At 69.1% G+C, this 25115-nt stretch carries 25 protein-coding genes; 16 read left to right on the top strand and 9 right to left on the bottom strand.

Annotated elements, in window-relative coordinates; all coding sequences use genetic code 11:
- Positions 1-52: 52 nt before the first annotated feature.
- Positions 53-1249: a tyrosine-type recombinase/integrase gene (locus ACLHRZ_RS06480; RefSeq protein WP_490417300.1), complete on the bottom strand. Its 1197-nt coding sequence runs from the start codon at positions 1247-1249 to the stop codon at positions 53-55.
- Between the two features lie 221 nt (positions 1250-1470).
- On the opposite strand from ACLHRZ_RS06480, the gene ACLHRZ_RS06475 reads away from it, so the two are divergent.
- The 8 genes from ACLHRZ_RS06475 to ACLHRZ_RS06440 all read left to right on the top strand — a co-directional run bounded on the left by ACLHRZ_RS06475 (position 1471) and on the right by ACLHRZ_RS06440 (position 7577).
- Positions 1471-2022 (top strand): hypothetical protein, encoded by a 552-nt coding sequence (locus ACLHRZ_RS06475; RefSeq protein ID WP_490417299.1) that lies wholly within the window; start codon positions 1471-1473, stop codon positions 2020-2022.
- Positions 2023-2097: 75 nt separating this feature from the next.
- Positions 2098-2268, top strand: a complete 171-nt coding sequence (locus tag ACLHRZ_RS06470; protein ID WP_490417298.1) for a helix-turn-helix domain-containing protein — start codon at positions 2098-2100, stop codon at positions 2266-2268.
- On the top strand, positions 2268-2765 hold the full coding sequence (locus tag ACLHRZ_RS06465) for a hypothetical protein (protein WP_490417297.1): 498 nt from the start codon (positions 2268-2270) through the stop codon (positions 2763-2765). Before ACLHRZ_RS06470 ends, ACLHRZ_RS06465 begins: the two co-directional genes overlap by 1 nt.
- A 224-nt stretch (positions 2766-2989) precedes the next feature.
- Positions 2990-3457 carry a helix-turn-helix domain-containing protein gene (locus ACLHRZ_RS06460; RefSeq protein WP_490417296.1) on the top strand — a complete coding sequence of 156 codons (468 nt, stop codon included), beginning with the start codon at positions 2990-2992 and terminating at the stop codon, positions 3455-3457.
- Between the two features lie 50 nt (positions 3458-3507).
- Complete coding sequence (locus tag ACLHRZ_RS06455) at positions 3508-4413, top strand: phage major capsid protein (protein WP_490417295.1); 906 nt, start codon at positions 3508-3510, stop codon at positions 4411-4413.
- Positions 4414-4556: 143 nt separating this feature from the next.
- Positions 4557-4904, top strand: a complete 348-nt coding sequence (locus tag ACLHRZ_RS06450; RefSeq protein WP_490417294.1) for a hypothetical protein — start codon at positions 4557-4559, stop codon at positions 4902-4904.
- Between the two features lie 464 nt (positions 4905-5368).
- Complete coding sequence (locus tag ACLHRZ_RS06445) at positions 5369-6115, top strand: Lsr2 family DNA-binding protein (protein ID WP_490417293.1); 747 nt, start codon at positions 5369-5371, stop codon at positions 6113-6115.
- 88 nt (positions 6116-6203) lie between these two features.
- Positions 6204-7577, top strand: coding sequence for a DUF3987 domain-containing protein (locus tag ACLHRZ_RS06440; protein ID WP_490417292.1), 1374 nt, complete (start codon positions 6204-6206; stop codon positions 7575-7577).
- 65 nt (positions 7578-7642) lie between these two features.
- On the opposite strand, the gene ACLHRZ_RS06435 is transcribed toward ACLHRZ_RS06440, so the two are convergent.
- Both ACLHRZ_RS06435 and ACLHRZ_RS06430 read right to left on the bottom strand, forming a co-directional pair.
- The gene (locus tag ACLHRZ_RS06435; protein WP_490417291.1) at positions 7643-7852 is read right to left on the bottom strand and encodes a DUF397 domain-containing protein; all 210 of its coding nucleotides are present in this window, start codon (positions 7850-7852) and stop codon (positions 7643-7645) included.
- Positions 7839-8726: a helix-turn-helix domain-containing protein gene (locus tag ACLHRZ_RS06430; RefSeq protein WP_490417290.1), complete on the bottom strand. Its 888-nt coding sequence runs from the start codon at positions 8724-8726 to the stop codon at positions 7839-7841. The genes ACLHRZ_RS06435 and ACLHRZ_RS06430 overlap by 14 nt, the downstream gene beginning before the upstream one ends.
- Before the next feature lie 200 nt (positions 8727-8926).
- Between ACLHRZ_RS06430 and ACLHRZ_RS06425 the strand changes: the two genes are divergently transcribed.
- The 5 genes from ACLHRZ_RS06425 (at position 8927) to ACLHRZ_RS06405 (ending at position 13337) form a co-directional block, all read left to right on the top strand.
- Entirely contained in the window at positions 8927-9283 is a 357-nt protein-coding gene (locus tag ACLHRZ_RS06425) for a hypothetical protein (protein WP_490417289.1), read from the top strand.
- A gap of 515 nt (positions 9284-9798) precedes the next feature.
- Positions 9799-9933, top strand: coding sequence for a hypothetical protein (locus ACLHRZ_RS06420; RefSeq protein WP_490417288.1), 135 nt, complete (start codon positions 9799-9801; stop codon positions 9931-9933).
- A 56-nt stretch (positions 9934-9989) separates the two neighbouring features.
- Positions 9990-11108 (top strand): methyltransferase domain-containing protein, encoded by a 1119-nt coding sequence (locus tag ACLHRZ_RS06415; RefSeq protein WP_490417287.1) that lies wholly within the window; start codon positions 9990-9992, stop codon positions 11106-11108.
- A 318-nt stretch (positions 11109-11426) separates the two neighbouring features.
- Complete coding sequence (gene uriT, locus ACLHRZ_RS06410) at positions 11427-12866, top strand: uridine transporter UriT (RefSeq protein WP_490417286.1); 1440 nt, start codon at positions 11427-11429, stop codon at positions 12864-12866.
- An 81-nt stretch (positions 12867-12947) separates the two neighbouring features.
- Complete coding sequence (locus ACLHRZ_RS06405) at positions 12948-13337, top strand: (2Fe-2S) ferredoxin domain-containing protein (RefSeq protein ID WP_490417285.1); 390 nt, start codon at positions 12948-12950, stop codon at positions 13335-13337.
- Positions 13338-13435: 98 nt separating this feature from the next.
- Here the strand turns inward: ACLHRZ_RS06405 and ACLHRZ_RS06400 are convergent, their stop codons facing one another.
- From ACLHRZ_RS06400 to ACLHRZ_RS06385, 4 genes are all read right to left on the bottom strand, one after another.
- A complete protein-coding gene (locus tag ACLHRZ_RS06400; protein WP_490417284.1) occupies positions 13436-15364 on the bottom strand; it encodes a primary-amine oxidase in 1929 nt (642 codons plus the stop codon).
- A 29-nt stretch (positions 15365-15393) separates the two neighbouring features.
- Positions 15394-16914, bottom strand: coding sequence for an APC family permease (locus tag ACLHRZ_RS06395; protein ID WP_490417283.1), 1521 nt, complete (start codon positions 16912-16914; stop codon positions 15394-15396).
- 43 nt (positions 16915-16957) lie between these two features.
- Complete coding sequence (locus ACLHRZ_RS06390) at positions 16958-17935, bottom strand: hypothetical protein (protein WP_490417282.1); 978 nt, start codon at positions 17933-17935, stop codon at positions 16958-16960.
- 168 nt (positions 17936-18103) lie between these two features.
- The gene (locus ACLHRZ_RS06385; protein WP_490417281.1) at positions 18104-19762 is read right to left on the bottom strand and encodes an FAD-binding dehydrogenase; all 1659 of its coding nucleotides are present in this window, start codon (positions 19760-19762) and stop codon (positions 18104-18106) included.
- Positions 19763-19974: 212 nt separating this feature from the next.
- Here ACLHRZ_RS06385 and ACLHRZ_RS06380 point away from each other — a divergent pair, with 212 nt between their 5' ends.
- Positions 19975-20862, top strand: a complete 888-nt coding sequence (locus tag ACLHRZ_RS06380; RefSeq protein ID WP_490417481.1) for a DMT family transporter — start codon at positions 19975-19977, stop codon at positions 20860-20862.
- 22 nt (positions 20863-20884) lie between these two features.
- Positions 20885-21430 (top strand): NUDIX hydrolase, encoded by a 546-nt coding sequence (locus ACLHRZ_RS06375; RefSeq protein ID WP_490417280.1) that lies wholly within the window; start codon positions 20885-20887, stop codon positions 21428-21430.
- Positions 21431-21509: 79 nt separating this feature from the next.
- On the opposite strand, the gene ACLHRZ_RS06370 is transcribed toward ACLHRZ_RS06375, so the two are convergent.
- Together ACLHRZ_RS06370 and ACLHRZ_RS06365 are read right to left on the bottom strand one after the other, a co-directional pair.
- Positions 21510-22436, bottom strand: a complete 927-nt coding sequence (locus tag ACLHRZ_RS06370) for an NADP-dependent oxidoreductase (protein WP_490417279.1) — start codon at positions 22434-22436, stop codon at positions 21510-21512.
- Positions 22437-22453: 17 nt separating this feature from the next.
- The gene (locus tag ACLHRZ_RS06365) at positions 22454-23923 is read right to left on the bottom strand and encodes an MFS transporter (protein ID WP_490417278.1); all 1470 of its coding nucleotides are present in this window, start codon (positions 23921-23923) and stop codon (positions 22454-22456) included.
- A gap of 160 nt (positions 23924-24083) precedes the next feature.
- On the opposite strand from ACLHRZ_RS06365, the gene ACLHRZ_RS06360 reads away from it, so the two are divergent.
- Positions 24084-25013 carry an MBL fold metallo-hydrolase gene (locus ACLHRZ_RS06360; protein ID WP_490417277.1) on the top strand — a complete coding sequence of 310 codons (930 nt, stop codon included), beginning with the start codon at positions 24084-24086 and terminating at the stop codon, positions 25011-25013.
- Positions 25014-25115: the final 102 nt, after the last annotated feature.

Raw genomic sequence — 25115 nt, 5'->3', positions numbered from 1 at the left:
CTGGGCAGTGGCGTGACCAACCACGTGACCAACGGCCCAGCGAACTTCCTGGTCAGACCAGGGATGACAGGCCGATCCGGCCTGCTCCGGAGGCGGCCAGGCGCCGCGCTCCGTCCTTCCGTGAGTGCCCGTACCGGGCCATGGTGTAGCCCGGCGAGTGGTGCCGGACATTAGCGGAGACCTCTACGGGGTTCTCCCCGGCCTCCAGGTCGTTTGTGACCTTGCTGTGCCGCCAGTCGTGGATGCGGAACTCCTCGGGCAGCTTCAGCCGGGTCCGCAGGGTCCGCCAGCGAGCGGAGACCTTCTCCGGGTCCTGGGGGCCTCCGGCCTCGCCCCGGTAGAGCTTGAAGCCGTCCCGGGCGAACACCAGGTCGTGGTCCACCCAGGCATCCCCGAGGCGTTCCCGCTCGGCGTCTTGGCGCTGCTTCTGCCACTTCAGGACGTTCATCACGGACTGATCCACGTAGATCACCGCGTTGTCGTCGCCGTCCTTGGTGAGCTTTCGCAGCCGGTAGGAGTTGCCTTCCTCCACCACGACCCAGCCCAGTTCGATGGCGCCCTCGTCCCAGCGGACGAGGGACCACTTCATGCCCAGGGCTTCGCTGCGCCGCACGCCCGTGGCGACGTACACACTCCAGAGGGGCGCGTCCCGGAGGCAGTGATGGGTCAGGCCACCGTCACAGGCCCGGTTGCCGCAGGGCTCCCACACTGCCGACAGGAACCGGCTCGACTGGTCGTCGTCCAGCGTCGGATACCTCGACTCCTGGGCTCTGATCTGCCGCTGCGTGGGCGGGTGTGCCGTGGAGGCCGGGTTCGTCGGTATCAGCTTCGGGACGGCTGCCCCGAGGGCCCCAGAGAGGATGTTGTGCACGTGCCGGACGCTCTTGGCCCCGAGCGGCTTGCCCTTGTTGGTCGGGCAGGGTGCGGTCTCCAGCAGTCGGTACAGGTCGTCCAGGGTGTCGTCTGTGACCTCACACAGCTTCACGCCGCCGATGTGCGGCTTGATGTGCAGACGAACCTTCGCCTCGTACCCGGCCATCGTCGTCCCCTCCTTCCTGTGGTTCGCCAGCCACTTGTCCAGCCAGTCACCCAGGCTCATGTCCGAGCGGGCCGCGACCTTCCCGGCCTCGTAGTCGGTGATCCACTTGCGAAGCGCTCTCTCCGCCTCGGTCTTGGTCTTGAAATCCCGGTCTATCCAGTAACGGACCTTCTTCCCTTGTGACTTGTCGAAATGGAGTGGAGTTCGCACGCCCCAGGTGTTCGGCCGTCCCGTTCGCTTGATCTCCACGGGGGTACTGCCGAGTCCGTTTCCGCGTTTTGCCACGGGTGGTGGCGCCCTCTCTGTCGGCTCTGCCGGTCGGTGGTGTGCCGTACCGGGCCGGGCTCTGCCGCCTCGGCGCCTCAGTTTGATCACGACCCACCAGCATCTGTCAACTGATGGTGGACCACCCTCCGTGGTACTGTCTTGTTATGGAAGCTGACAAGAGCGGGTTTGAGATCACCCAGCACCAAGGCGCATGGGACATCCGGATGTGGTGGCCGAGCGGTCCGGTTACGGGTGGCCCGCAGCGCATCACGATCGAGAAAGCGGAGAACGCCCCCGCGCGCGATGTGGTGCGGGGCATTTCCACCACCGTGCTCCGCAGGCTGGACCTCGGGGGAGCGGTCAAGGAGGCGCAGGCAGCAGCCCCGAGCCTGGAGGAGAAGGCACAGAAGGTCACGCGGCAGATTGAGGAGGCGGGGAGGACGGCCGGGCGACTCCTCGCCACGGACGGAGTGACGACGCTGTATCTGGCCGCGCTGTCGGCTGTGTACGTCCAGATGACGGCTATCGGCGCCGTACGCCCTGCCGACTGGTTGGCCCAGTTGATCGAGCGGCGGCCGGAGACCGTCAGAGACCACCTGAAGAAGGCGCGCCGGGACGGATTCCTTAGTTCGCTGACAGGCAAAGCGGGCGGGGAGTTGAGCGACAAGGCCCGAGAAGTTCTCGACTCCCTGCCGGATGCGGACACATCCAACTGACGGAAGTTCCAACCAATTTCATACTTCGATGGCCCCCGAGGCTTCTCGGGGGTCTTTCTTTTCCTGGAGGCTCTTGTGGCTAAGCTGATGACCGTTGAAGACGTTGCCGACTATCTGAACGTGCCCGAATCGTGGGTCTACTCGAACTGGCGCAAGCGCGAGCTGCCTTTCCGAAAAGTGGGTCAGGCACTGCGCTGCCGCCCGGCGGACCTGGACCGCTGGCTGGACGGGCAGGGAGCGAAGTGATGTTGGAGGAGAGCCCGTTCGGGAAGCGCGCGGCTTGGGAGGTGGTAGAGCCGATAGCACCAGCCGCCCGGCGCAGAGAGTCACGGCCGGCCGAGCGGGCCGCGATGGAAATCGGCGAAGAGGAGTTGGCCAGCTCGCTGCCTGCGCCACGATCTGTCATCCGCTATGAATGGGAACGGTCCCTGTGGAACTGCCCTGAGGTTCCGGGCAAGTACAAGCATGTGCTGGCGGCGGCCTCATTCTTCGCCACCTTCGACACTGGCCGAGACCTGCGAGCCCCGCAGGAACTCATAGCCGAGACTTCCGGGGCATCACTGAGCACGGTGGGCCGCGCCATCCGTTACGGGCGCGAGCACGGGTGGCTGTGGGTCGAGCACAAGTCCAGAGGGAAGGGCGACTGTGATATTCACTGGCTGACGATTCCCGCACACGGCCACGGTCACAGCTTCAAGGACGTGCGAGCCAGGGCCAGGGATTATGACCACATGTCACGCTGACGTACTACCTAGTGATGTTTTACCGAGGGAGTCCCACCAAGGGACTCCCACCGAGTGACTTTTATCGAGTGATCCTGGGCAGGTCAAGCACAGATTGAGATGGCCAGTCTCTCAGGACTGGCCATTCTCGTTCCCGGATGTCCACCGGCCAAGGCGAGCACGCTTATCCCGTTACCGAGAATGTGACCTCCATCCCAGTTTCGAGTTTCAGTGGTGGTTCTAGCTTGGATCTCACCGACGCATTAGGTGAGACAGCTTCCTTCACAATGCCTCCTGCCCCGGCCGCCTTGCAGTGGCCGGGGTCTTCTTTTTTGCCTGTTGATTCACCAAATGGTTTGGAGTATGCCGTGAACCTTTACGACCGTCATCGAGCCAAGGCCCGCCGTACCAGCCTCGGCCTGTCCGTGTCCCACCTCGCTGCCCTGCTCGGCACCGCTGCCACCACCGTCTACCGGTACGAGGACGGCACCCGTAAGCCGGATCTCCTCACGTTCGTACGCATGGCCCACCACCTTCGCATTCCGGTCTCCTCGCTGGTTGAGCAAGCTGCCCAGGAATGTCGAACGTTCGATTCTGAAGGTCGCAACGTGATGGTGGCAGCTCTCCATGTTGCCGAAGCTATGCGGGCCGCAGAGCCCGGTGCGGGGCGTTCTCTGATGACCTCTGTGCAAGCCCGCGCAGCGGTCCGCTAGAACCGTGCCACCCATTCCCATTGATTGATTCTTAGCTGGAGGAGAACACCATGTCCGATCAGAAGTCCATCACGCTTCAGGACGCTGTCCATTCCGAGAACAGTTTTGCCATTTCACAGATCGTCGCGGCCACGGCCCTGGAAATGCTGGTGGGATTCAAGGGTCTGGCTCACACCGTGCACCGGGACGCCGAGGAAGATTTCCGGGGCGGTGTCGGTACCAAGGTCCGCATTCGCCGCCCCGAGGTACTGAAGGCCGCGAACTTCAACGGCTCCGTGAACAGCATGGTGCAGCCGGTCAAGGACACGACCATTGAGTTGGAGATCACCGACCATGCACTGTCGGCGGTCGAGATCACCGACAAGGAAATGCGCTTCGACCTCTACACCTTCGAGCAGCAGATCACACTCCCCCAGTCCGCGGGAGTCGGTGACTACCTGGAACAGAACATCGCGAACACGATGAACCAGCGGACCGCCGAGGGCGCTTCAGGCCTGATCCCCATGAAGGCTACGCAGCCCCGGCATGCGATCATCGACGCGGGCACAGTTCTGGACAAGAGTCGTACGGCGGGCCGCCGTTGGCTGGCTGTTTCCCCGGACGTAAAGAACGTCCTGCTGAAGGACGACAACTTCTCTCAGGTTGCCCAGGCCGGGACGGATGAGTCCCTGCGCGGCGGCATCATCGGAGAAGCCTACGGCTTCACCGTCGTCTACTCGCCGTTTCTGGCGGACAAGACTGCCGTTGCCTACGTCGGTTCGGCGTTCGCCATGGCCGTCTGCTCCCCGCCTGTCGTGCGTAGCGAGTTCTCCGCGTCCGCCGGTCATCAGGGCTACTCAATGCGCTGGCTGATGACCTTCAACGATGACTCTCTGAACCAGCGCTCCATCATGGACGCGTACGTGGGCTCGTGTGTCCTGGACGAGCGACGCTCGGTCGGCCTCAAGCTGGCCTAACCCACAACGGGGCTTCCACCATTTCAGTGGAAGCCCCGGTTTCTTTGTTCGTTCAAGCCCGATGCGCGTTGTGAGCGCTCCCGTTCCGTTCGTGCTCCGCCGTGCCGGCTGCTACCCACCATGACCGTTCTGGAGGCTCCGCCATGCCCAAGCCACGTAACCCGCACTCTCCCCATTCCCGCTACCGCGAGGCACAGAAACTCACCGTCCTGCCGATCGACCACGATTTGCCCGTGCCAGACCTCCCGGAAGGCCGGGAATGGTCGGACCATGAAATGGCGCATTGGAAAGAATTGTGGGAGACCCCGCAAGCGTCTCAGTGGGACGATTCCACGGCCGGAATCGTGGCGGCCGTGGTGGTCTATTGGTCCGCGATCCTGACAGGTTCCGCATCGAACACTCAGCACATGGAATACCGGCATCTGACCAAGGCTCTCGGACTCACCCCAGAGGGAATGCGCGTTCTCGGGTGGGTGATGGGAAGTGAGTAAGAAGCTTGCCCGACGCCGGGCTCGACAGAACGTCGGCGCACCGCCCCGGACCGGGGAGGCGCAAGGACATCAGGAGGGTGCCGAGTGCCGTAGCACCTGCTCAGAGTGCTGGTTGGCCTGGTGTCTGCACGTCGCCTGGCTGGCCACAGGCGGCGCTGGAGAACCGTGGAGCGACGGCCGCCGACACGATCCGGAATCGTGCCTTGAATGCTGAAAATTGATTGGCAAACATTCGATGGAAGGGAGGCACCCCTGGTGGGTGCTTTCCGGTTAACTAAAACCATTACCCCCATTGCTGAATTCACGAGAGTAATGGTCTAGATATCCGTACGTTACCATTCCGTGATACAGGAACGGCAGAGTTGATCTCACGCCGCACCACTGAGTGCGAAGGCCGTCAGAGAGTCACTCCGGCCGCTTGCTGAGACTTCACTGCTCCGCCCTATCTAAGGATTCGTGCGCCCATGCGTAAGACCGTTCTTGTGCCCGTCGAGTACACGTATTGCGATGCTCATATCGCTCGTGACGGCTCAGAGGTGGAGGCAACCAAGACGCTGGCTCTCGGGGACTCCGTGTGGCATCTGTGCCTTGAGCACAACGTCACCTTCGGTCGGTACCTCGTTGACGCCCTGGGGGCACCGGAGGGCGCTCCTGCCGACGCGGCCCCGACGGCTTCCGAACCTGTGCCCGTGGCTGAGCCGTCGCCCACCGTGGCGGAGTGCGACGCGAACGACGCGAACGAGGAAGCGAACGAGCCTGAGCCCGTGCGGTCCGTGATGCTGGCGGGTGAAGTTCCGGGCTACAACTGGGAGTCAGCCCGTGAGGCCATGCGCAACGCAGGCTATGAAGTGGTCGGACGCGCGGATGACTCCACCGTGCTGCTCATCCTGGGTGAGGGCGGGGAGCGCAACGGTCACAAGCTGCGGGACGCCTCCGAGCGCGGCATCCCGTGCATGGACGTGCGCGAGCCGGGCTGTTTCAAGTCGGCTGTCCTGGCTGGCGAGTTCGCCGGTGGTGATCCGCTTCCCGAGCCTGCCAAGGTTGTCGGCTCGGGGATGAGCGACCGTGAGCGCAACCGGCTGGTCCGAGCGTGGGCACGCAAGAACGGGTGGCCGAACCTTCCCGCACAGGGACGTGTCCCGATGCAGGTGCGCCACACCTACGAGCTGGCCCACCGGGACGCATCCGAGGGGAATGCGGCAGCGGCCTGAGCACAACCCCTACCGTGCCGGGCGCAGAGTGCGCCCGGCCTCCCCGGCCAGAGGCCACCCAACTAACCTTTCATGAGACAGAGGCAGCATGAACACCCCCGTTCTGTACGGTCCCATCGGCCACGCCGTCCGCAAGATCGCCCCGTTCCTGGAAACGGACCCGTTGGGGGTGTACGTCGCTGCCCTGACGATGTGGTCGGCCGCTATCGGCGGAACGGTCAAGGTCTCCTCCCGCGGCTCCGCTCGCCCCGTGCTCCTGTGGTCGGCCCTGGCAGCCGGAACGGGCAGGGGCAAAGGAACCGCGCTGCGGGCAGCGCTTCACGTCCTGGACAAGCCCCTCGGCCGCTTCCTGGCCACACACACCACATCCGGGATCACCTCCGGCGCGAGCCTGGTACACCAACTGTGGGAGCAGCAAGAAGCCACCGCCGAGACCGAACCCGGCCGGGACGTACGGACGTTGGTGATCGAGGAGGAGTGGACGGAGGTGCTGAAGCGGGTCAAACGTGACCCGTCGTTCACCACCAAACTCCGGGCCGCGTGGGACGGGGCGACGCTGCGCAACACCACGAAGGAAGAGGCTCAGGAAGTCCGCGATCCTGCCATGGTTCTGCACGCGCACATCACGCCGTCCGACTGGGCCAAGTACGTGGGCGAATCCGAGGCGGCCGGGGGCTCGTACAACCGCATCCTGCCCTTCCTCCTCGCCTCCGTACCGATGCTCGACGACGACCGCATCAGCCTGCCGACCGTGGACGGCATGGAGCTGTCCGACGCCTACGCCTGGGCCACCGCCCGCCCCCGCGTGATCACCCTCGCCGAGGACGCCCGACCCCTGTGGCGGACCGTCCGCCGGTACGCGCGCATCCTGGGCGAGACCCTGCCGGAGGGACAGGCGGTGTTCATCGAGCGCACGGCCGAACAAACCCTCCGGCTCGCGGCCTGCCTCGCCGCCTCCGAATGCTCCGAAACCATCACCGACGACATGCTGTTCGCCGCCTTCACCCTCGTACGCCGCTCCGTCCAGGACGCCGTCCGCATCACCAAGGACGGCACCACACCGACGACCAAGCGTCAGCCGCCCAGCCTCGCGGACAAGGTCCGCGCCCGCATCGAAATGCACGGCGGCCGGGCAACGTCCACTCAGATCCTGCCGTTCGTGGGAGCGACGGCCGCTGAGGTCAAGTCCCTGCCCGGCATCACGGTTCGCACGGAGCGCCTCGGCAACGGCGGACGCCCGGCCGTCGTCTTCACCCTCACCCCAGACGACTCCTCACACGACACGTCACGGCCGGCTCAGCAGACCGTAGTGGACCTAGCCGCACCGGACGCACAGACCGAGCCTCTCGAACGTCCGCGCCTCCGGCTGGTGCCCCCTTCCGGCCTCACGCCCAAGAAGCGGTCGCCTCGTCCGCCCTCGACTCCGATGCTGGCTGAGAACCCGTTCCGTGCCCTGCTATAACCAATCCACAGTGCCCCGGTCCTGGATCATTCAGGCCGGGGCACACGTGTTTTCGCAGCACTGTTTCAGAGCGTAGGGAGTTCCCTAGCCTGGACCTCGGTGACAAACACCGACCATGACGACGACGCGAAGATCAGGGCAGGCCCCTGGGGGGCCTTGCTGTCACGGACTGGGACAACGCCGGGGATCTCTCGGGAGATCTCTATGCATGCCTGATTCCCATTGCTGTAACTGGACTTGAGCCAGTTCACATTGGTCAGATCAGCCTTCTTCATAGTTCCCTGCCACTTCGATGATGAGGCGCTTTGATTCGTTTTCGTCTAGCGCCGTGTTCCAGATGTCCTTGAACGCCGAGTCGTATTGGTCAATCTCGGTTGTCTTGTCCAAGTAGAGGGCGCCGGTGTAGCCGTCCACGTAGACGGTGGGAGGCTCGGTCTCCTTGCCGTCAGCGTTGCGCGGGAAGCGCAGGATGCCGAACGGTCCCGACATGACGCCCGAGTGCAGCCCAGCGCTGAGCGGTACCACCTTGATCGTCACGTTGGGCAACTCACTCACTTCTGCCAAGTGCGCAAGCTGCCCTGCCATGACATCATTCCCGCCGACAGGGCGCCTCAACACTGTTTCACTCAAAGCGACGTTGAGGGTCGGCCGGTAGGTGGCCCTGGTGAGTAGCACCTGACGGGTGATTCGGAGTTGTACCCGCCGTTCGATCTCTTCTGCTTCTTCGTTAGGACTGTGGCACCTGATGATCGTGCGCGCGTATTCCTCCGTTTGGAGAAGCCCCGGCATTAGGTCGCTTTCATACCAGTCCAGCCTCTCGGCTGCCTCCTCCAAACCAATGAACAGATCGAATCCCTCGGGGATGACATCACCATAGGCGTGCCACCACCCTTTTGCCTTGGTCTCCTTGGCTAGCGCTTTCAGGACCTCGGTGATTTCCGGAGAAGCCCCATACACCTTGCACATCATCTCGACGTCGAGGCTTCGTAGTGACGTCTGCCCTGTCTCGATGCGCCATATAGTCGCCTCCGCCCGCTCCAGTTTGCGCGCCGCTGCTCGCACTGTCAGACGCGCCTCATTGCGTAGATCGCGCAGATATCGACCCAGTTGCCTGCGCGGCACGGTTGAGCCTGTGGGTCCGTCCGACATCGCCCGCCCCCTCCTGTCCTTCACATGAAGGACTCTCGACACTCGGAATGTAAGGCTCAGGACGCTCGTTCCGCAACGGGCGTCAATCTTCTGAGACTTGCATGCTTGAGTCTTGCAAACTGCTGTCTCTCGGGAGCATTCTGAGCACTCCCCGAGCCGCCATGTTGCCTACATGGCAAGGGAGATGAGGAGCAGTGATCATGAACTCGCCACCGGAGCTGATGACTTACCGCGTTGGTTCGTGGTTGGTGGACGCGCAGCACGGCAAGGTGGGTCAGCTCATGGGAGACGAAGGCCCGTACGTCCAACTGCGCCCGCCGGGCGGTGGGCGTGAGTGGGACGCGCGACCAGAAGCGCTGAGGTTGGCCTCTGTCGACGAGCGGAGGCAGGCGGGGGTGACACAGGACCAGGGGCACCTCACCGACGCCGTGTCGCGGCGCGCCTTCCTGGTACACGTGGGCGGGGTCACCGAGGTGCCCGAGCCACTGGCCCTGCCTCACCCGCCGGACAGTGACACGTCGGCGGAGGCCCTGGCCCCGGTGAGGGGGCGCTCATGATGATTCCCCCGCCCATGTGGGGCCTGGATCCCGTGCCCCCCGTGGCGCATGCGAGCGGGCCGCCCATCTGCCCGACCCGAGATGAGTGCAGCGTTTGCCGCCGGTACCAGAGCGCTATCGACGCTGCCGAGGCTGCCGGATACCGCGCGCACGCCGCCGAATATCGGAAGTCGTGGGCCGATCACGAAGCACGCATGCCTCATAAGGACGCGGTGTGACACGGCGTCCGCACCGGGCGCCCCGTAGGGGCACTTGGGTGGACTGGTCGGGCATCTTCGAAGGCGCCTTCGCCGCGGTCTTTCTCGTGGCCGTCTGTGTCGGTGTCGTCTGGCTCGCTCTCCACGGCGGCCCCACCCGCTTCTAGACTCCTGCCCCTCCGCCGGTGCCACCTCTTCCCGACAGAGGGGCAGGGCACGACGCCCGGTCGGTCACCGTGCCGCGTCGGCGGCCGGCCGGGGCACCAACGCACGACGGTACGGGGGCGGTCCCCGTTCCGGCACAGCGAAGGAGGCACGATGAGCGTGATTCTGCGGAACAACGATGCTGGTAAGGACAAACTGCCGGGTGAGCCCTACCCCGGGCCGCACCTGCCGCCCACCCCTGATGGCGGCCCCGGCGTGCCCAACCCGCCCAAGAAGGCCGTCCGGTAGTGACCATGAACGCACACCAGGAGCGCCCCAGCCGCACGGAGCTGGGGCGCGTCCTCATGTCGGCGGGCGTCCTCTCAGAGGACTGGGCACCCGCCTTCGTCGAGGTGCCCCGTTCCGCCTTCCTGCCCGAACTAATGTGGCCCTTCGACATGAACGTTGGGCGGAGTATCGCCGTGTCCGTGCAGGAAGCCCCAGAGGACTGGCAGGCGTACGCGGACGCTGACGTTCCCATCGTCACTCAATGGGACGACGGCAAGCACACCGGGACAGAACCGGGCGAGGTTTCCACCTCTTCTGCGTCCATGCCCAGCGTCGTTTTCCGGATGCTCCAGGATCTGGACGTACACCCCGGGCTCCGGGCATTGGAGGTGGGCACCGGTACGGGGTGGAACGCCGCGCTGCTGGCTCACCGGCTTGGCACGCAAAATGTCGTCACGGTGGAAGTGGACGAGGCCGTGGCGGAGTCGGCACGGGTGGCCCTCGAACAGTTCGGGCTTCCTGCCCGGGTCATCCACGGCGACGGCTTCGACGGATACGCCGAAGCGGCGCCGTACGACAGGATTATCGCGACCTGCGGTCTCCGGTCCATCCCGTTCGCGTGGGTGGAGCAGTGCCGACCCGCCGGGGTGATCGTGGCCCCGTGGGGGACGCACTACAGCAACAGCGATGCCGTGGCCCGGCTGGTCGTCGCCAACGACGGCGACAGCGCGTCGGGCGGGTTCACGGGGCCGGTGGAGTTTATGAAACTCCGGTCTCAGCGCCTTTCGCCCGTGGTGCACCGGGACTATGTTCCGGGCAGCGTGGCCGATGGCGATGAGTCGTCCACAACGATCACGGAAGCCGAGTTCGTCGGGGAACGGTTCAGTCCCCAGCACTTCGCCCTGGGGCTTCGCGTGCGACAGTGCGTGAACGTCGTCGCCGAGAAGCGCGACGGGGCGCGGCCTGTCTGGTTCTACGGGCTGGCGGACCGCTCATGGGCATGCGTCCAGTTCCGCGACCAGGACACTGCGCGCGTCTGGCAGTCGGGCCCGCGCCGACTGTGGGACGAGGTACAAGCGGCCTACCGATGGTGGATGGACCGTGGCACGCCAGACCACACGCGCTTCGGCCTCACGGTGACAGCCAAGGGGCAGTGGGCATGGCTGGATGATCCAGCCGACTCCTGGCCCCTGTGATGTTGGCCCCGCTCGCGGTGCTCGTGGCTGTGGGCGGGGCCGCATCTCTGTGCCTGACCTGCCCTGACACTGGTTGGTCACATGACCAACGCGTGACCAACAGCGGTCAGGAACGGTCCGAAACCCGCAGGAAAAGCCAGGTATCATGGGGGAACAGGAAGGGCCCCAAAGCTGTTGTTTCCGCAGGTCAGATGCCCTGCGAGCCGGTGCCCGAGGCGAGAGTTCAAGTCCCCCCTCGGACACTCACAGAATGAAGAAACCCCAGCTCAGCTGGGGTTTTTCTGTGTGTTCGGATCCACATCACACGGGCGTCAGGGCATGAACGTTTCTCTCACCGACCGGACCGCCGGCAATCCCGCGACGGGCCGCACCGTCCGGGTGGGCGTGCTGGTCACCGCGCTTCTCACGGCCTGCATTGCGTTCCAGCTCAATGCCAGCATGCTCAGCCCCGCGCTGAAGAACATCCAGGACAGCCTGGGGGCGAGCTCCGCGGAGGTCGGCCTCACCCAGACCGCCTTCTTCACCTCGGCGGCGCTGTTCTCGCTCTTCCTGCCGCGGCTCGGCGACGTCGTCGGGCGCCGCAAGGTGCTGGCCGGGATGCTGGCCCTGATGGCCGTCGGCTGCGTCGTCGCGGCGCTGGCGGGCAGCGTGCCCATGCTGTTCGTGGGCCGCATCCTGCAGGGTGCTTCGGGCCCGACCGTCCCGCTGTGCCTGATCATGCTGCGGCAGGAGGTCACCGAGCCCAAGCGGTACGGCACCCTGCTCGGCATGCTCACCGCCGTCAACGGCGGCGTCGCCGGCATCGACTCCCTCGCGGGCGGCTTCCTCGCCGACAAGCACGGCTTCCAGGCCGTCTTCTGGGCCATGGCCGCGGTGGCCGTGATCGCGACCGTGCTGGCCGCGACCATGACGCCGGAGTCCAGGGTCGAGGGCGCGGACCGGATGGACTGGCCGGGTGTCGGCCTCCTCGTCGTCTCGGTCGGCTCGCTGCTCGTCGCCCTGAACGAGGCCGGCAAGCTCGCCGCCGCGAACTGGGGCCTGGTCGCCGGCCTGGTCGTCGTCGCCGCGGCCGCGTTCGCCGCGTTCTGGCGCGTCGAGGGCCGCTCCGGGCACCCGCTGGTCGCCACCCGGCACCTCAAGCAGCGCGGCACCTGGGCCACGCTGCTGACCACCACGCTCACCATGACCGGCGTGTTCGCCGTCATGAACGGCCTGATCCCGGCCTTCGCCCAGGACGCCAAGGCCGGCCTCGGCATGACCGCCGAGCAGTCCGCGTGGTGGACCCTCACCCCGTACGCCCTCGCCGGCCTGGCCATGGGCCCGGTCGCCGGCCGCCTCGCCGCCACCTTCGGCTACGGGCGCGTCCTGCGGATCGGCCTCGTCGGGTCGGTGGCCTCCGTCGTCCTGATGATCGTCACGATTCCGGAGCACTCGCGCCCGATGCTGCTGGCGACGTCGATCCTCGTGGGCATCGCCTACGCGGGCGTGGCGAACATCGTGCTCAACGGGCTCGGCATCGTGCTGTCCCCGAACGAGAACCCCGGCTTCCTGCCCGGCCTGAACGCGGGCGCGTTCAACCTGGGCGCGGGCCTGAGCTTCGCCCTGCTGTTCGCCGTGCAGACCGCGGCCCAGCCGTCCGACCCGGCGTCGGCGAGCGGGTACGTCGCCAGCATGATCGCCGGTGTGGTCATCATGGCCGCGGCGATCGGGACGTCCTTCCTGATCCCGAAGCCGGTGGCGGCGGAGGCGCAGGAGTAACGGCGCAGCGCCGTCCGCAGCGTCCGAAAGCCCCGGCTGCGCCGGGGCTTTCGGTATTCCGCGATGCGTATCATCGGCCGGATGATCACCAAGAAGGCGTCCCCCGCCCCCTGCCGGATCACCGTGTGCCGCGGCTGCTGCTGCGGCGACCCGGCGAAGGTGCCCGGGGTCGACCACGGCGGGCAGATACCCCGGCTGCGCGAGGCGCTGGGCGGGGCGGCGGACGTACGGGCGTCGGAGTGCCTGGACGTCTGCGACCAGGCCAACGTGGTCGTGGTGCAGCCGTCCGCGGCGGGGCGGGCCGCCGGGGGGCGGCCCGTGTGGCTGGGGCTCGTCAACGACGACGAGGCGCTGGCCGACATCGCGGCGTGGGTCCGGGCCGGCGGCCCGGGCCTGGCGGAGCCGCCGGGGGTGCTGGACCTGTACGAGTTCCGGGTGTCACGGCGGGTGGGGAAGACGTTGGAGGGCTGATCGCGCCCCGAAGGGGCGCGGGGCTGATACATGTGCGGCTCCGCCGCGTGGGCGCGACCGGCCACGACGAACCCGCAGTTGACGCACCGCAGGAACGCTTACGGCAGGTCCAGCGCCGGGTTCCGGTCGAAGAAACCCGTCGGTTTCAGTGCGAAGCCCGTGGCGTCGACCGGCATGACCGGCCACTCCTCCAGCCGCGGCAGATGCGTGGGCCCGAACGTGTGCCAGACCGTCAGCTCCGTGTCCCGCAGGGACTCGCCGCCCGCCGTCCACTCCGGCAGGCCCGCGCCCCCGGGGTGCTGGTTGGGGTGTTCGCCCGCCGGGTAGCGGCGGTCGGGCCGGTGCCGGGTGACCCACACGTGCTTGGTGCCGTAGGCCATGCGGCGGGCCACCGGTGAGCCGGGGCGGGCGAGGACGGCCGGGCCGGGCTGCGGGACGAGCGTGTAGGCGACCGGTTGCCCCATGCGGTTCCGCGCGGCGGGGTTGGTGATGCGCCAGCGGCGGCCGGCGGCCGGGTCCGCGAGGCGGCCGCCCTCCGCGCTGTCCGCGAGCACGGTCGTCCGGGTCGTGAACGCATTGCCGTTGGGGTTGCCGGGCCCGTCCGGCAACGGCACCACGTCCACCTCCTCGACCGTGTTGGCCGGGCCGTCGACGGCCACGTCGAGCCGTACGCAGAACAGGTGCTGGTGGTACGGGGCGAGCAGGCCCGGCGCCACCTCCGTGCCAAACGGGGAGCCCGCGCCCGGCTCGACGGCCGAGGTCTGCACGATGCCGGTGGACTTGGCCTCGAAGGCGATGGTGCCGTCCTGGTGGAAGTACCAGTAGAAGGCGTAGTCGTAGTTGCCGACGGTGGCGATGAAGGAGACGACCAGGCGGCGCGAGCGGCGGCTCTCCACGGCCTGGTCGGCGAAGATGTCGGTGTGCTTCCACAGGAGTCCGTGGTCCTCCTCGTGGATGCAGATCGCGTTGGGCAGGGTCTGCGGCCGGCCCAGGTCGTCGGCGACGACGGCGTCGAGGTAGCGGATCTCGCCGAGGCAGTCGCAGCCGAGGCGGAGGGCGTTGGCGTTGGTGCCGAGGCCGTACTCGCCCGTGTCGAGGAAGGCGACCCAGTTGCGGGACGGCTCCGGGTCCCCGTAGGCCACGGCCATCTCGGCGAGGGAGGCGCGGTGCAGCACGGAGCGTTCGCGGTCGCCGTCGCGGTGGGTGATGCGGTGCAGGACGAGGCCCTCGCGGGCGTTGAAGTCGACGCGGAAGCTCCAGTTCTGCCAGGTGAGGAGCGGGCCGTCGAGGCGGAAGGAGGGGCCCTCGGGCTGGGTGATCTCCAGCGGGCGCAGGTCGGTGCGGGCGGGTCCGGTGAACTCGCCTGCGTAGCGCCCGCATTCGGCGGGTACGGGCACCGCTCCGGTGTCGACGAGGCGCACCACCCGCCGCTCGGTCACGTCGACGTCGGCCACCAGCCCGCCCACCGGGTGGGCCCACGGGCTGTCGGACGCGTCGCAGCGCAGCCAGGTCAGCGAGCGCACCAGGCGGCGGTCCGGCCGGGCGTCGGGGGCGCAACCGGCCGCCAGCGGTGCGCAGACGGCCAGTTCCAGGGCCTCGTCCGGCACGCCGCGGGCGGCCATGGCCGTGCGCCAGCCGGGGTCGGCCTTGACGATCGCGTCGACGGAGAGCTGTTCCTGCAAGGTGAGTTGGGGCTGCCCGTCCGTGGCCGGGTCGAGTTCCCGGTGTGCGAGGAGCGATCCGGCGGTGACGTCGACGACCGCCTCGGCCGCCGTGCCGGTGGCCGCGTCGAGGAGGGTGAGCCGCAGTCTGCGGACCACCGGGTCGCCGGGGCGGTGGGCGGCCGCGGTGTGCCGCTCGGGCTCGTCGAGCAGGACGAGCGGGAAACGGGTGGTGTCGTGCACCTTGCCCGCTTCTTCGAGTATGCGGCGGGCCTCGGTGATCTCCTCGGCGCTCAGCGGGTCGAGAGGGTGCGGGAGGGCGGGGCCCGCGGGGGGTGTGGGGGCGGTGTGGCAGCAGGACGTCATGAGGGAACCTCTCTCTCGGCTCGATCGGTTCAACGGGCGGCCTTCGCCGCCTTCTCCAACTGGAAGGCCTCGTTGCCCAGTCCGATCCGCGCGTGCACCTGCGGACGCATCACCTTGAGCACCAGGCCGTAGCCGAGCCCCAGCAGCACGGCCGCACCGATGATGCCCGGGAGGATCCAGCGCAGTACGGAGCCGGGGGCGGTGCCCAGCAGGACGTGGAAGTCCGTGACCGCGTAGCAGGCGATGACCACCAGGGCCGCCCCGGCGAGGCCGGAGGCGAGCAGCCGCGGGGCCTGGGTGCGGGCCGCGCCGCGCCGGACGAAGAAGGCGATGACGGCCGCGCTGGCCGTGGCCATGAGCACGATGACGCCGAGGGCGCCGACGTTGCCCATCCAGGTGAACAGGTGCAGCACGGGCGCCGTCGGGTCGCCGTGCGGCCGGTCGTCGGTGGCCGCGAAGACGACAACGGCCAGCAGCGACACGGCAGTCTGCAGCAGGGAGCCGTGGGCGGGCGCGCCGCTGGTCCGCGAGGTGCGGCCGACGGCCGCGGGGAGCAGGCCCTCGCGGCCCATGGCGAAGGCGTAGCGGGCGACGACGTTGTGGAAGCTGAGCATGGCGGCGAACATGCCCGTCACGTAGAAGACGTGCATGACGTCCGTGAAGGCCGTGCCCAGCCGGCCCTGGGCGAGGGTGAAGAGGAGGTCCGGCCCTTCCTTCCGGGCGAGTTCGACGATCTGCGAGGGCCCGGCGGCGACGCCCAGGGCCCAGGAGCCGGCGGCGAAGAAGAAGGCGGTGAGGCCCACGGCGAGGAAGGTGACCCGGGCGACGGTGACCTGCGGGCTGCTGGTCTCCTCGGCGTAGACGGCGGCCTGTTCGAAGCCGACGAAGGAGGCGATGGTGAAGCAGAGAGCGGTGCCCAGTCCGGCCCCGGAGAGGGTGACGGGGTCGAAGGCGTGCAGCGAGATGCCGTCCTTCCCGGGGCTTATGAGGCCGGAGGTGTCGAAGACGGCGACCATGACGCACTCGGCGATCAGCAGGAAGCCGAGGACCCGGGCGTTGAGGTCGATCTTCAGCCAGCCGCAGAGGCCGATGGCCACGACGCCGGCGAGGGCGGGCACCCACCAGCCGACGGCCAGCCCGAAGTACTTGTCGAGCAGGCCGGCGACCTCGAAGCCGAAGATGCCGTAGATGCCGAACTGCATGGTGCTGTAGGCGACCAGCGCCACGACGGAGGCGGCCGTTCCGGCGGTGCCGCCGAGGCCGCGGGCGATGTAGGCATAGAAGGCACCGGCGTTGTGGACGTGCCGGCTCATCTCGGCGTAGCCGAAGCTGAAGAGGGTGAGCACGACGCCGAGGATGACGAAGAGCAGCGGCTGGCCGACGATGCCCATCGTCCCGTAGGTGGTGGGCATGACGCCGGCCGTCACCATCAGCGGCGCGCTGGCGGCGGTCACCGACAGCAGCAGTCCCGGCACGCCGATCCGGTCGGCGCGCAGGCGTCTCTCCAGGCCCTTGAACGTGCGGATGTCGCTTGCTATGCCGGTCGGCATGGCGGGGTCGTCCTTCCCGTGGGGGTAACGGTGCTGCTCGTCCTCACTCGGCCCCGAGCACGGCGCGCCGCGCGGCCTGGAAGGCCTGTCCGGGGTCCCGGTCGGGGTAGGACCAGGGGGCGCGGGTGGCGTGCGGGCCGATCCGGGTGAGCAGGGCGGCCGCCTCGGCGGGGCGGTCCTCGTGGAGCTTGGCGTGCGCGAGGTAGTTGAGGTCGACCTTGCGGCGCGGGTGGGCGAGGGCGGGTGCGGCGTCGGCAGCGTCCTCGTCGATGTCCCATTCGAGCCACCAGTCGAAGGCGGCCTTCATCACCTGCCGGGCCCGGCGGGTGGTCCAGTGGCCGGAGCGCGCGGGGTCGGCGGGCTCGACGCCGGCGCGGGCGAGGACGCGGAAGCGCTCGGCGTGGGCGACGACGGGCAGCACGGCCAACGGCGAGTCGGCGGGCGCCTGTTCGGCGGCCCAGGAGGCGAAGTCGTAGACCTCGTGCAGCGGGTCGTCGCGGTCGCCCTGCTGGTGTTCGGCGAGGCAGGCGGCCATCAGGTGGTGCGCGTGGTGGTGGTCGCGGTGCCGGGCGCGCACCTGGTCGAAGGCGCGGACGCGCTCGTCGTCGGTGCCGGTGCGGCGGGCGAGGATCAGCAGGCAGAGCCAGGGGGTGGGGTCGCGGGGCGCCATCCGGGCCGCGGCGAGGCACAGGGTGCGGGCCTCGTCGGGGCCGTCCTGGCCGCGCACGGCCCGGAAGACGGCGGCGCAGGCGAGGAGGGCGGCGGCGTCGGGGCTGTCGGGCTCGGCCAGTTGCCAGTCGCGGGCCCAGGCGGCGCTGGTGGCGCCCTCGGCGAGGACGACGAGGCGGTGGCCGCGGCGGTCCCAGTCCTCGCCGGTGCAGGCGAGCAGCTTGCGGGTGCCGTCCCAGCGGCCGCGGGCCAGGTCGTCGCGGACCGCGGCGAGGCGGAGGTCGTCGAGCGCGGGGTCGAACGTCGGCCCGTCCTTGTGCCGGGAGCGGCCCAAGGGGGGTGGAGGCGTCATCGGCGTACGTCCCTCCGGTCGCCTCGGCGCTGCGCGCGTAATCGTTATCAGTGACGCACAGCAAACCGGTAGTCACTGCTCCGAGTCAAGACCCGATCTTGATACTGACGAAACGTCAACTGACGTACCGTCAGGAGTGGTTACCTCCGGTTGCCGTTCCCGTACGCCCTACGCGAGGTCCCGCGCCGCCGCACGCCCCGCGGCACGGCCCGAGAAGAGGCAGCCGCCCAGGAACGTCCCCTCCAGCGAGCGGTAGCCGTGCATGCCGCCCCCGCCGAACCCGGCAGCCTCCCCCGCCGCATAGACGCCCGGCAGCGGCTCGCCGCCGGGGGTGAGGACCCGTGCCGAGAGGTCGGTCTCCAGACCGCCGAGGGTCTTGCGGGTAAGGATGTTCAGCCGCACGGCGATCAGTGGACCGGCGGCCGGGTCGAGGATGCGGTGCGGGGCGGCGATGCGGGAGATCCGGTCGCCCAGGTAGCCGCGGGCACCGCGGAGGGCGGCTATCTGGAGGTCCTTGGTGAAGGGGTTGGCCATCTCCCGGTCGCGGGCGGCGATTTCGCGGCGCAGCCCGTCCGCGTCGATCAGCTCCTTGCCGGTGAGCGCGTTCATGCCGCGCACGAGCGCGTCCAGGTCGCGCTCGACGACGAAGTCCGCGCCGCGGTCCAGGAACGCCTGCACCGGCCCCGGCACCCCGGCCCGCGCGCGGCCCAGGACGCCGCGGATGCTCCGGCCGGTCAGGTCGGGGTTCTGGTCGGAGCCGGAGAGCGTGAACTCCTTGCCGATGATGCGCCGGTCGAGCACGAACCAGGTGTGGTCGTGGCCGGTGTGCATGATGTGTTCGAGGGTGCCGAGGGTGTCGAAGCCGGGGAAGAGCGGCACGGGCAGCCGTCTGCCGGTCGCGTCGAACCAGAGCGGGGACGGGCCGGGCAGGATGCGGATGCCGTGCCGGGCCCAGACGGGGTCCCAGTTCTCGATGCCCTCGGTGTAGTGCCACATCCGGTCACGGTTGACGAGCCGCCCGCCCGACGCCTCCGTGATGCCCAGCATCGCGCCGTCCACGTGCGCGGGGACCCCGGAGAGCATCCGCTCGGGCGGCTCGCCGAGGCGGCGCGGCCAGTGGGCCCGGACCAGGTCGTGGTTGCCGCCGATGCCGCCGGAGGCGACGATCACCACGGGGGCCCGGAGGGCGAATTCGTCCGCCTTCTCGCGGCTGCTCGCCACGCCCCGGGCCGCCGCGCTGGGGGCCAGGACCTCGCCGCTCACGGTGTCGACGGCACCGGCGGTGCGGGAGAGGGCGGTGACGCGGTGCCGGAAGCGCAGGTCCGCCAGGCCGCGGGCGGCGGCGTCGTGCACCTGCCGCGCGAAGGGCTCCAGCAGGCCCGGCCCGGTGCCCCAGGTGACGTGGAAGCGCGGGACGGAGTTGCCGTGGCCCGTGGCGTCGTAGCCGCCGCGCTCGGCCCAGCCGACGACCGGGAAGAGGCGCACCCCGAGCCGGTGCAGCCAGGCCCGCTTCTCGCCGGCGGCGAAGTCGACGTACGCCTCGGCCCAGCGGCGCGGCCAGTGGTCCTCGGGGCGGTCGAAGGCGGCGGTGCCGAGCCAGTCCTGCCAGGCCAGGGCGTGGCTGTCGCGGATCCGCAGGCGGCGCTGCTCGGGCGAGTCCACGAGGAAGAGACCCCCGAAGGACCAGAACGCCTGACCCCCGAACGACTGTTCGGGCTCCTGGTCCAGCAGGATCGTCCGCCGCCCCGCCGCGGCGAGCTCCGCCGTGGCGGCGAGGCCGGCCAGGCCCGCCCCGATCACGATCGCGTCCGCGTCGTACGTCGTCACATCCGCACATCCGCCCTGGTCGGAGAGGTATCGAAAGGACCCTTCGGAAGGGTGTTCGCGCGCGTCCGATCCTCGGGGCACCCTCGATCACAGTCAACCGTTTGACTGGATGAACGGCCGAAAGAGGGGTACTCGACGGTCATCCCGTCTCCGGGGCGGCTATCGTCTTTCTGTCAAGTCTCCTACGACCGCCCGGTCTTGAGGTGCGCGACGTGCTGGTCTTCGCCTTCGCCGTGAGTGCCGCCTGCTGCCTGGGCGTGGGGTTCGTGCTCCAGCAGAACGCCGCGCAGCGGGCGCCGATGAGCGACTTCCTCTCGTTCCGGCTGCTGCTGGACCTCATGCGGATGCCGCGCTGGCTGGCGGGCATCGCCCTGATGGTGACCGGGATGATCCTCGGCGCCCTGGCGCTCGGGCAGGGCGAGATCTCGCTGGTCGAACCGCTCCTCGCGACGAATCTGCTGTTCGCCATGGCCCTCTCCCGCTGGCAGACCAAACAGCCGCTCGGCCGCACCGGCTGGGGCGGGCTGGTCCTGCTGGCGTGCGGGGTGACGGCCTTCATCGTCGCCGGGCAGCCGCACGGCGGCGACACCGTCACCGACCCGCTGCGGCACTGGCTGATCATCGGGATCATGGTCGGCACCGCGATGCTGCTGGCCGCGGTCTCCAAGCGGGTCCGGATGAGCACGGAGGCCGCCCTGCTGGCGGTGGCGGCCGGGCTGCTCTACGGCGTCCAGGACGCGCTGACCCGGGTCAGCGGCGAGCGCTTCGGGCACGGCGGCTGGGCCGCCCTGATCACCAGCTGGCAGCCGTACGGGGTGCTGGTGATCGGCGTGACGGGCCTGGTCCTGGTGCAGAGCGCCTTCGAGACGGCCCCGCTGCGCATGTCGCTGCCCGCCCTCACCGCGGCCCAGCCGCTGGCCGGCATCGCCTGCGGCGTGGGCTTCCTCGGCGACCGGCTGCGGACCACGCCGGGGGCGCTGGCCTGGCAGGCGGCCGGGCTGGCGGCCATCGTGGTGGGGATCGTGCTGATCGGACGGCATCCGGCGATGCCGTCCGGGATGACGGAGGCGGGGCACATGCGGGATCTTCAGCCGCACTGAGGTCGTACGGTTGGATCCCTGTATGACCGATCAGCAGCACCAGCAGCCGCTGTCAGCGGACGAAGTACTGGACATCGTCGACGAGCACGACCGCGTCGTGGGGCAGGCCCCGCGCGGTGAGGCCTATGCGCGGGGCCTGCGCCACCGCTGCGTCTTCGTCCTGGCCCGGGACACGGAGGGCCGCATCTTCGTCCACCGGCGGACGGACCGGAAGCTCGTCTTCCCGTCGCACTACGACATGTTCGTGGGCGGCGTCGTCGGCACCGGCGAGACCTACGACGAGGCAGCGCTGAGGGAGGCGGAGGAGGAGCTCGGCGTGAGCGGCCTCGCGGCGCCCACGCCGCTGTTCCGGTTCCTGTACGAGGGGGACGGGGGGAGCTGGTGGTCGGCGGTGTATGCGGTGCGGTGCGACCTGGCGGTCAGGCCGCAGGCGGAAGAGGTGGCGTGGTGGGATTTCCTCTCCCCGGGGGAGCTGGAGGGGCGGCTCGGGGAGTGGGAGTGGGTGCCGGACGGGTTCGAGGCGTTCACGCGGTTGCGTGAGGGCGGGTTCCTCGCTGCCGACCGTTGATCGCGGCTACCGCCGCTCGTCCTCGATCGCCGGACGGGCTGATTTCAGCCCGCCCGGCGATCGAGGACCGGGGCACCCCCTACCCCACCGTCACCACGACCTTCCCCCGCACATGCCCCTCGGCAGAGAGCCGCTGCGCGTCCGCCGTCCGTTCCAGCGGGAAGACCTCCGCCACCTCGACCCGCAGGGCCCCCGCCTCCGCCAGATCCGCCAGCGCCGCCAGATCCGCCGCGTCCGGGCGGACCCACAGCAGGCGGCCGCCCAGTTCCGTCACCGCCGGGTCCGCGATGGAGACCAGACGGGCACCCGGGAGCGTCAGGTCCGGGGAGGTGCGGACGACACCGCCGCCGACCAGGTCCAGCACCGCGTCCACGCCGCCGGGCGCCAGGGCCCGGACGCGGTCGGCGAGCCCGTCCCCGTAGGTGACGGGCTCGGCCCCGAGCGTGCGCAGGTAGTCGTGGTTGCGGGCGCTGGCCGTGCCGATGACGCGGGCGCCCAGGTGCCGCGCGATCTGGACGGCCATGGAGCCCACCCCGCCCGCCGCGGCGTGGATCAGGACGGTCTCCTCCGGGCGCACCCGCAGCGCCTTGACCAGGGACTGGTAGGCGGTCAGCCCGGCCAGCGGGATGCCGGCGGCCTCCTCGAAGGTGAGGTTGCCCGGCTTGCGGGCCAGGGTGCGCACGGGGGCGGCCACGTACTCGGCGAAGGTGCCGCGGGAGAGGAAGTCCTCCCGGACGTAGCCCATGACCTCGTCGCCCTCCGCGAACTCGGGGACGTCCGGCCCCACGGCGACGACGACGCCCGCCATGTCCCAGCCGGGGACTACGGGGAAGACCGGCTGGATCATGCCGTCCAGGTAACCGGCCTGGGCCTTCCAGTCGACGGGGTTGACGGCCGCGGCCTTGACCCGGACCAGGACGGCGTCCGGGCCGACCTTCGGCTGCGGGAGGTCGCCGTACTCCAGGACCTCGGGGCCTCCGTAGGAGCGGTAGCTGACTGCCTTCATCGTGGCTCCTTCCTGCGTCACCGGGTGACCCCTGCGGTTTCAGCGTCTGCCGCTCCGGCCGGTGCCGCCACCGCAGCGTCCTGCAGCGTGTGGATCTTCCGCAGGCCCAGTCCGGCCACCACGGAGACCAGCAGGAACGCCGCGCCCGCGATCACGAAGGTGAGCGTGAACTGGCTCTCGGCGGGCAGCTTGGGGGCGCCCGGCGGCAGGTGCTCGATGCTCTTGGAGGCCAGCACCGTGGTGATCATGGCGCTGCCGATGGCACTGCCGGTCGAGCGGGAGATGGAGTTGATGCCGTTGGCTATGCCGGTCTGGTGGTGCGGCACGCTGGCGACGATGACGGCCGGCATGGCCGCGTAGCCGAGGCTGATGGCCGCGCCGACGAACATGCCGGCGGCGATGACGGCGTAGGCGTGCTCGTGGTCCAGCGCGATCCACACGAAGCCCGCGGTGCCGATGAGCGAGGCGAGCAGCAGGACGGGCCGGGGGCCCTTGTGGCGGACGAGCTGGCCGCCGACGGGGGCGGCGAGCAGCGAGACGATCGTGCTCGGCAGCAGGAACTCGACGGAGGCGCGCAGCACCGTCGCGTCGAAGCCGTAGCCCGCGATCTTCGAGGGCATCTGCACCAGGTAGGAGACGCCGATGAAGAGCGCGAAGGAGCCGAAGCCGACGAGCAGGCCGGAGAGGTTGGCGAAGAGCACCGGGCGGTGGGCGAACATCCGCATGTCCACGAGCGGTTCGCGGACCTTGTGCTCGACGAGCGTCCACACGGCGACCATCACGACGGCGCCAGCGAAGCAGCCGATCGTGCGGGCGGAGGACCAGCCCCACTCGTGGCCCTGGGTGATGGGCAGCAGGAGCAGGACGAGGGTGGCGGCGAGGCTGAGCGCGCCGAGGACGTCGGTGCGTCCGCCGGTGGTCTCCTTGGTGGCCGGGACCAGGGCGGCGACGGCGATCAGGGCGAGCGCGGCGAGGCCGGTGGCCAGCCAGAAGGCGCTGCGGTAGTCGGGGTCGTCGCCCGAGGTGAGCAGGCCGGTGGCGACGAGCGCCAGGCCGCTGCCGAAGGCGAGGGTGCCGCTGACCATGGCCATGGCGCCGGGCAGCTTGGCCGGGCGGATCTCCTCGCGCAGCACGGACAGCGCGAGCGGGAAGATCGCGGTCGCGGCGCCCTGCAGGACGCGGCCGACGATGAGCCAGGTCAGGGAGTGGGTCACGGCCGCCAGGACGGAGCCCGCGACCATGACGACCAGCACGCCGACCAGGGTCTTCTTCTTGCCGTGCTGGTCGCCGAAGCGGCCGAGCAGCGGGGTGAAGACGGCGGCGGACAGCAGGGTCGCCGTGGTGACCCAGCTGACGTTGGCGGACGTGGTGTGCAGGTCGCGCTGGATGAGGCCGAGGATCGGCACGACGAGCGTCTGCATCATCGAGACGACCATGGCGGCGAGGCTCAGGGCGAAGACGATGACCGTCTCGTTTCTGGATTTCACGGGAGTCCTTCGGAACCTTCTCGTTACTTCACGACATGGATGCTTGAGGTCGTCAAGCAACTGGGGAAAGGTACGCCCGATGCTTCAGGTGGTCAAGTTAATAGTTCAAGTGATGAAGCTCTCGGTCCCCCGTATCCTGACGGCCAGTCAAGGGAGGATCATGAGCAACAGCACCACCTCGCACACGCTCGCCGAGCCGTACACCGTCCCCCTCGCGCCGGGAGTGAGCGCCTACATCCAGCCCGACGGCGGCTGGTGCCTGAACAACGCCGGGTTCGTGACCGACGGCACGACCACCCTGCTGATCGACACCGCCGCGACCGAGCGGCGCGCGCGGCTGCTGCGCGACGCCGTCACCGCCAGCGGGGCTCCCCTGCCCTCCCTCGTGGTCAACACCCACCACCACGGCGACCACACCTACGGCAACTGCGTCTTCCCCGGAGCCACGGTGATCGGGCACGAGGCCTGCCGCCGCGAGACCCTGGCCGCGGGCCTGCAGCTCCACCTCGCCTGGCCGGACGTCGACTACGGCACCATCGAGATCACCCCGCCCGCCCTCACCTACACCGACACCCTCACCCTCCACGTCGGGGAGACCGAGGTGCGGCTGCTGCACCCCGGCCCCGCGCACACCGTCGGCGACACGATCGTCCACCTCCCGCAGCAGGGCGTCGTGTTCACCGGCGACCTGGTCTTCAACGGCGGCACCCCGTTCGTCATGATGGGCTCGCTCAGCGGCTCGCTGCGCGCCCTGGAGACCCTGCGCTCCCTCGACGCCGAGGTGGTCGTGCCCGGCCACGGCCGGGTCACCGACCCCGGCGTCTACAACACCCTGGAGGCCTACCTCCGCTACGTCGCCGACCTCGCCCGCACCTCCCACGCCGCCGGCCTCACCCCGCTGGAGGCGGCCCGCGGGGCGGACCTCGGGGAGTTCGCCGCGCTCCAGGAGAGCGAGCGCCTGGTGGCCAACCTGCACCGCGCCTACGCCGAGCTGGACGGGCTCCCCGAGGGCTCGCCCCTGGACCTGATCACCGTCCTGGGCGACATGGCGGTGATGAACGGGGGCAAGCCGGTCGCCTGCCACGCGTGAGGTGACCCTCGGCCGGGCCCCGAGGACCCTGGACGTCATACCGACTGGTCGGCATCATGATCCGCGGCGGTATCGAGCACTGAACGTCCCATCTCCCCTACG

This window comes from Streptomyces sp. AM25 (genome assembly GCF_058146165.1).
The sequence above is the reverse complement of the archived record's forward strand: the minus strand, read 5'-3'. Positions and strand labels throughout refer to the sequence as shown.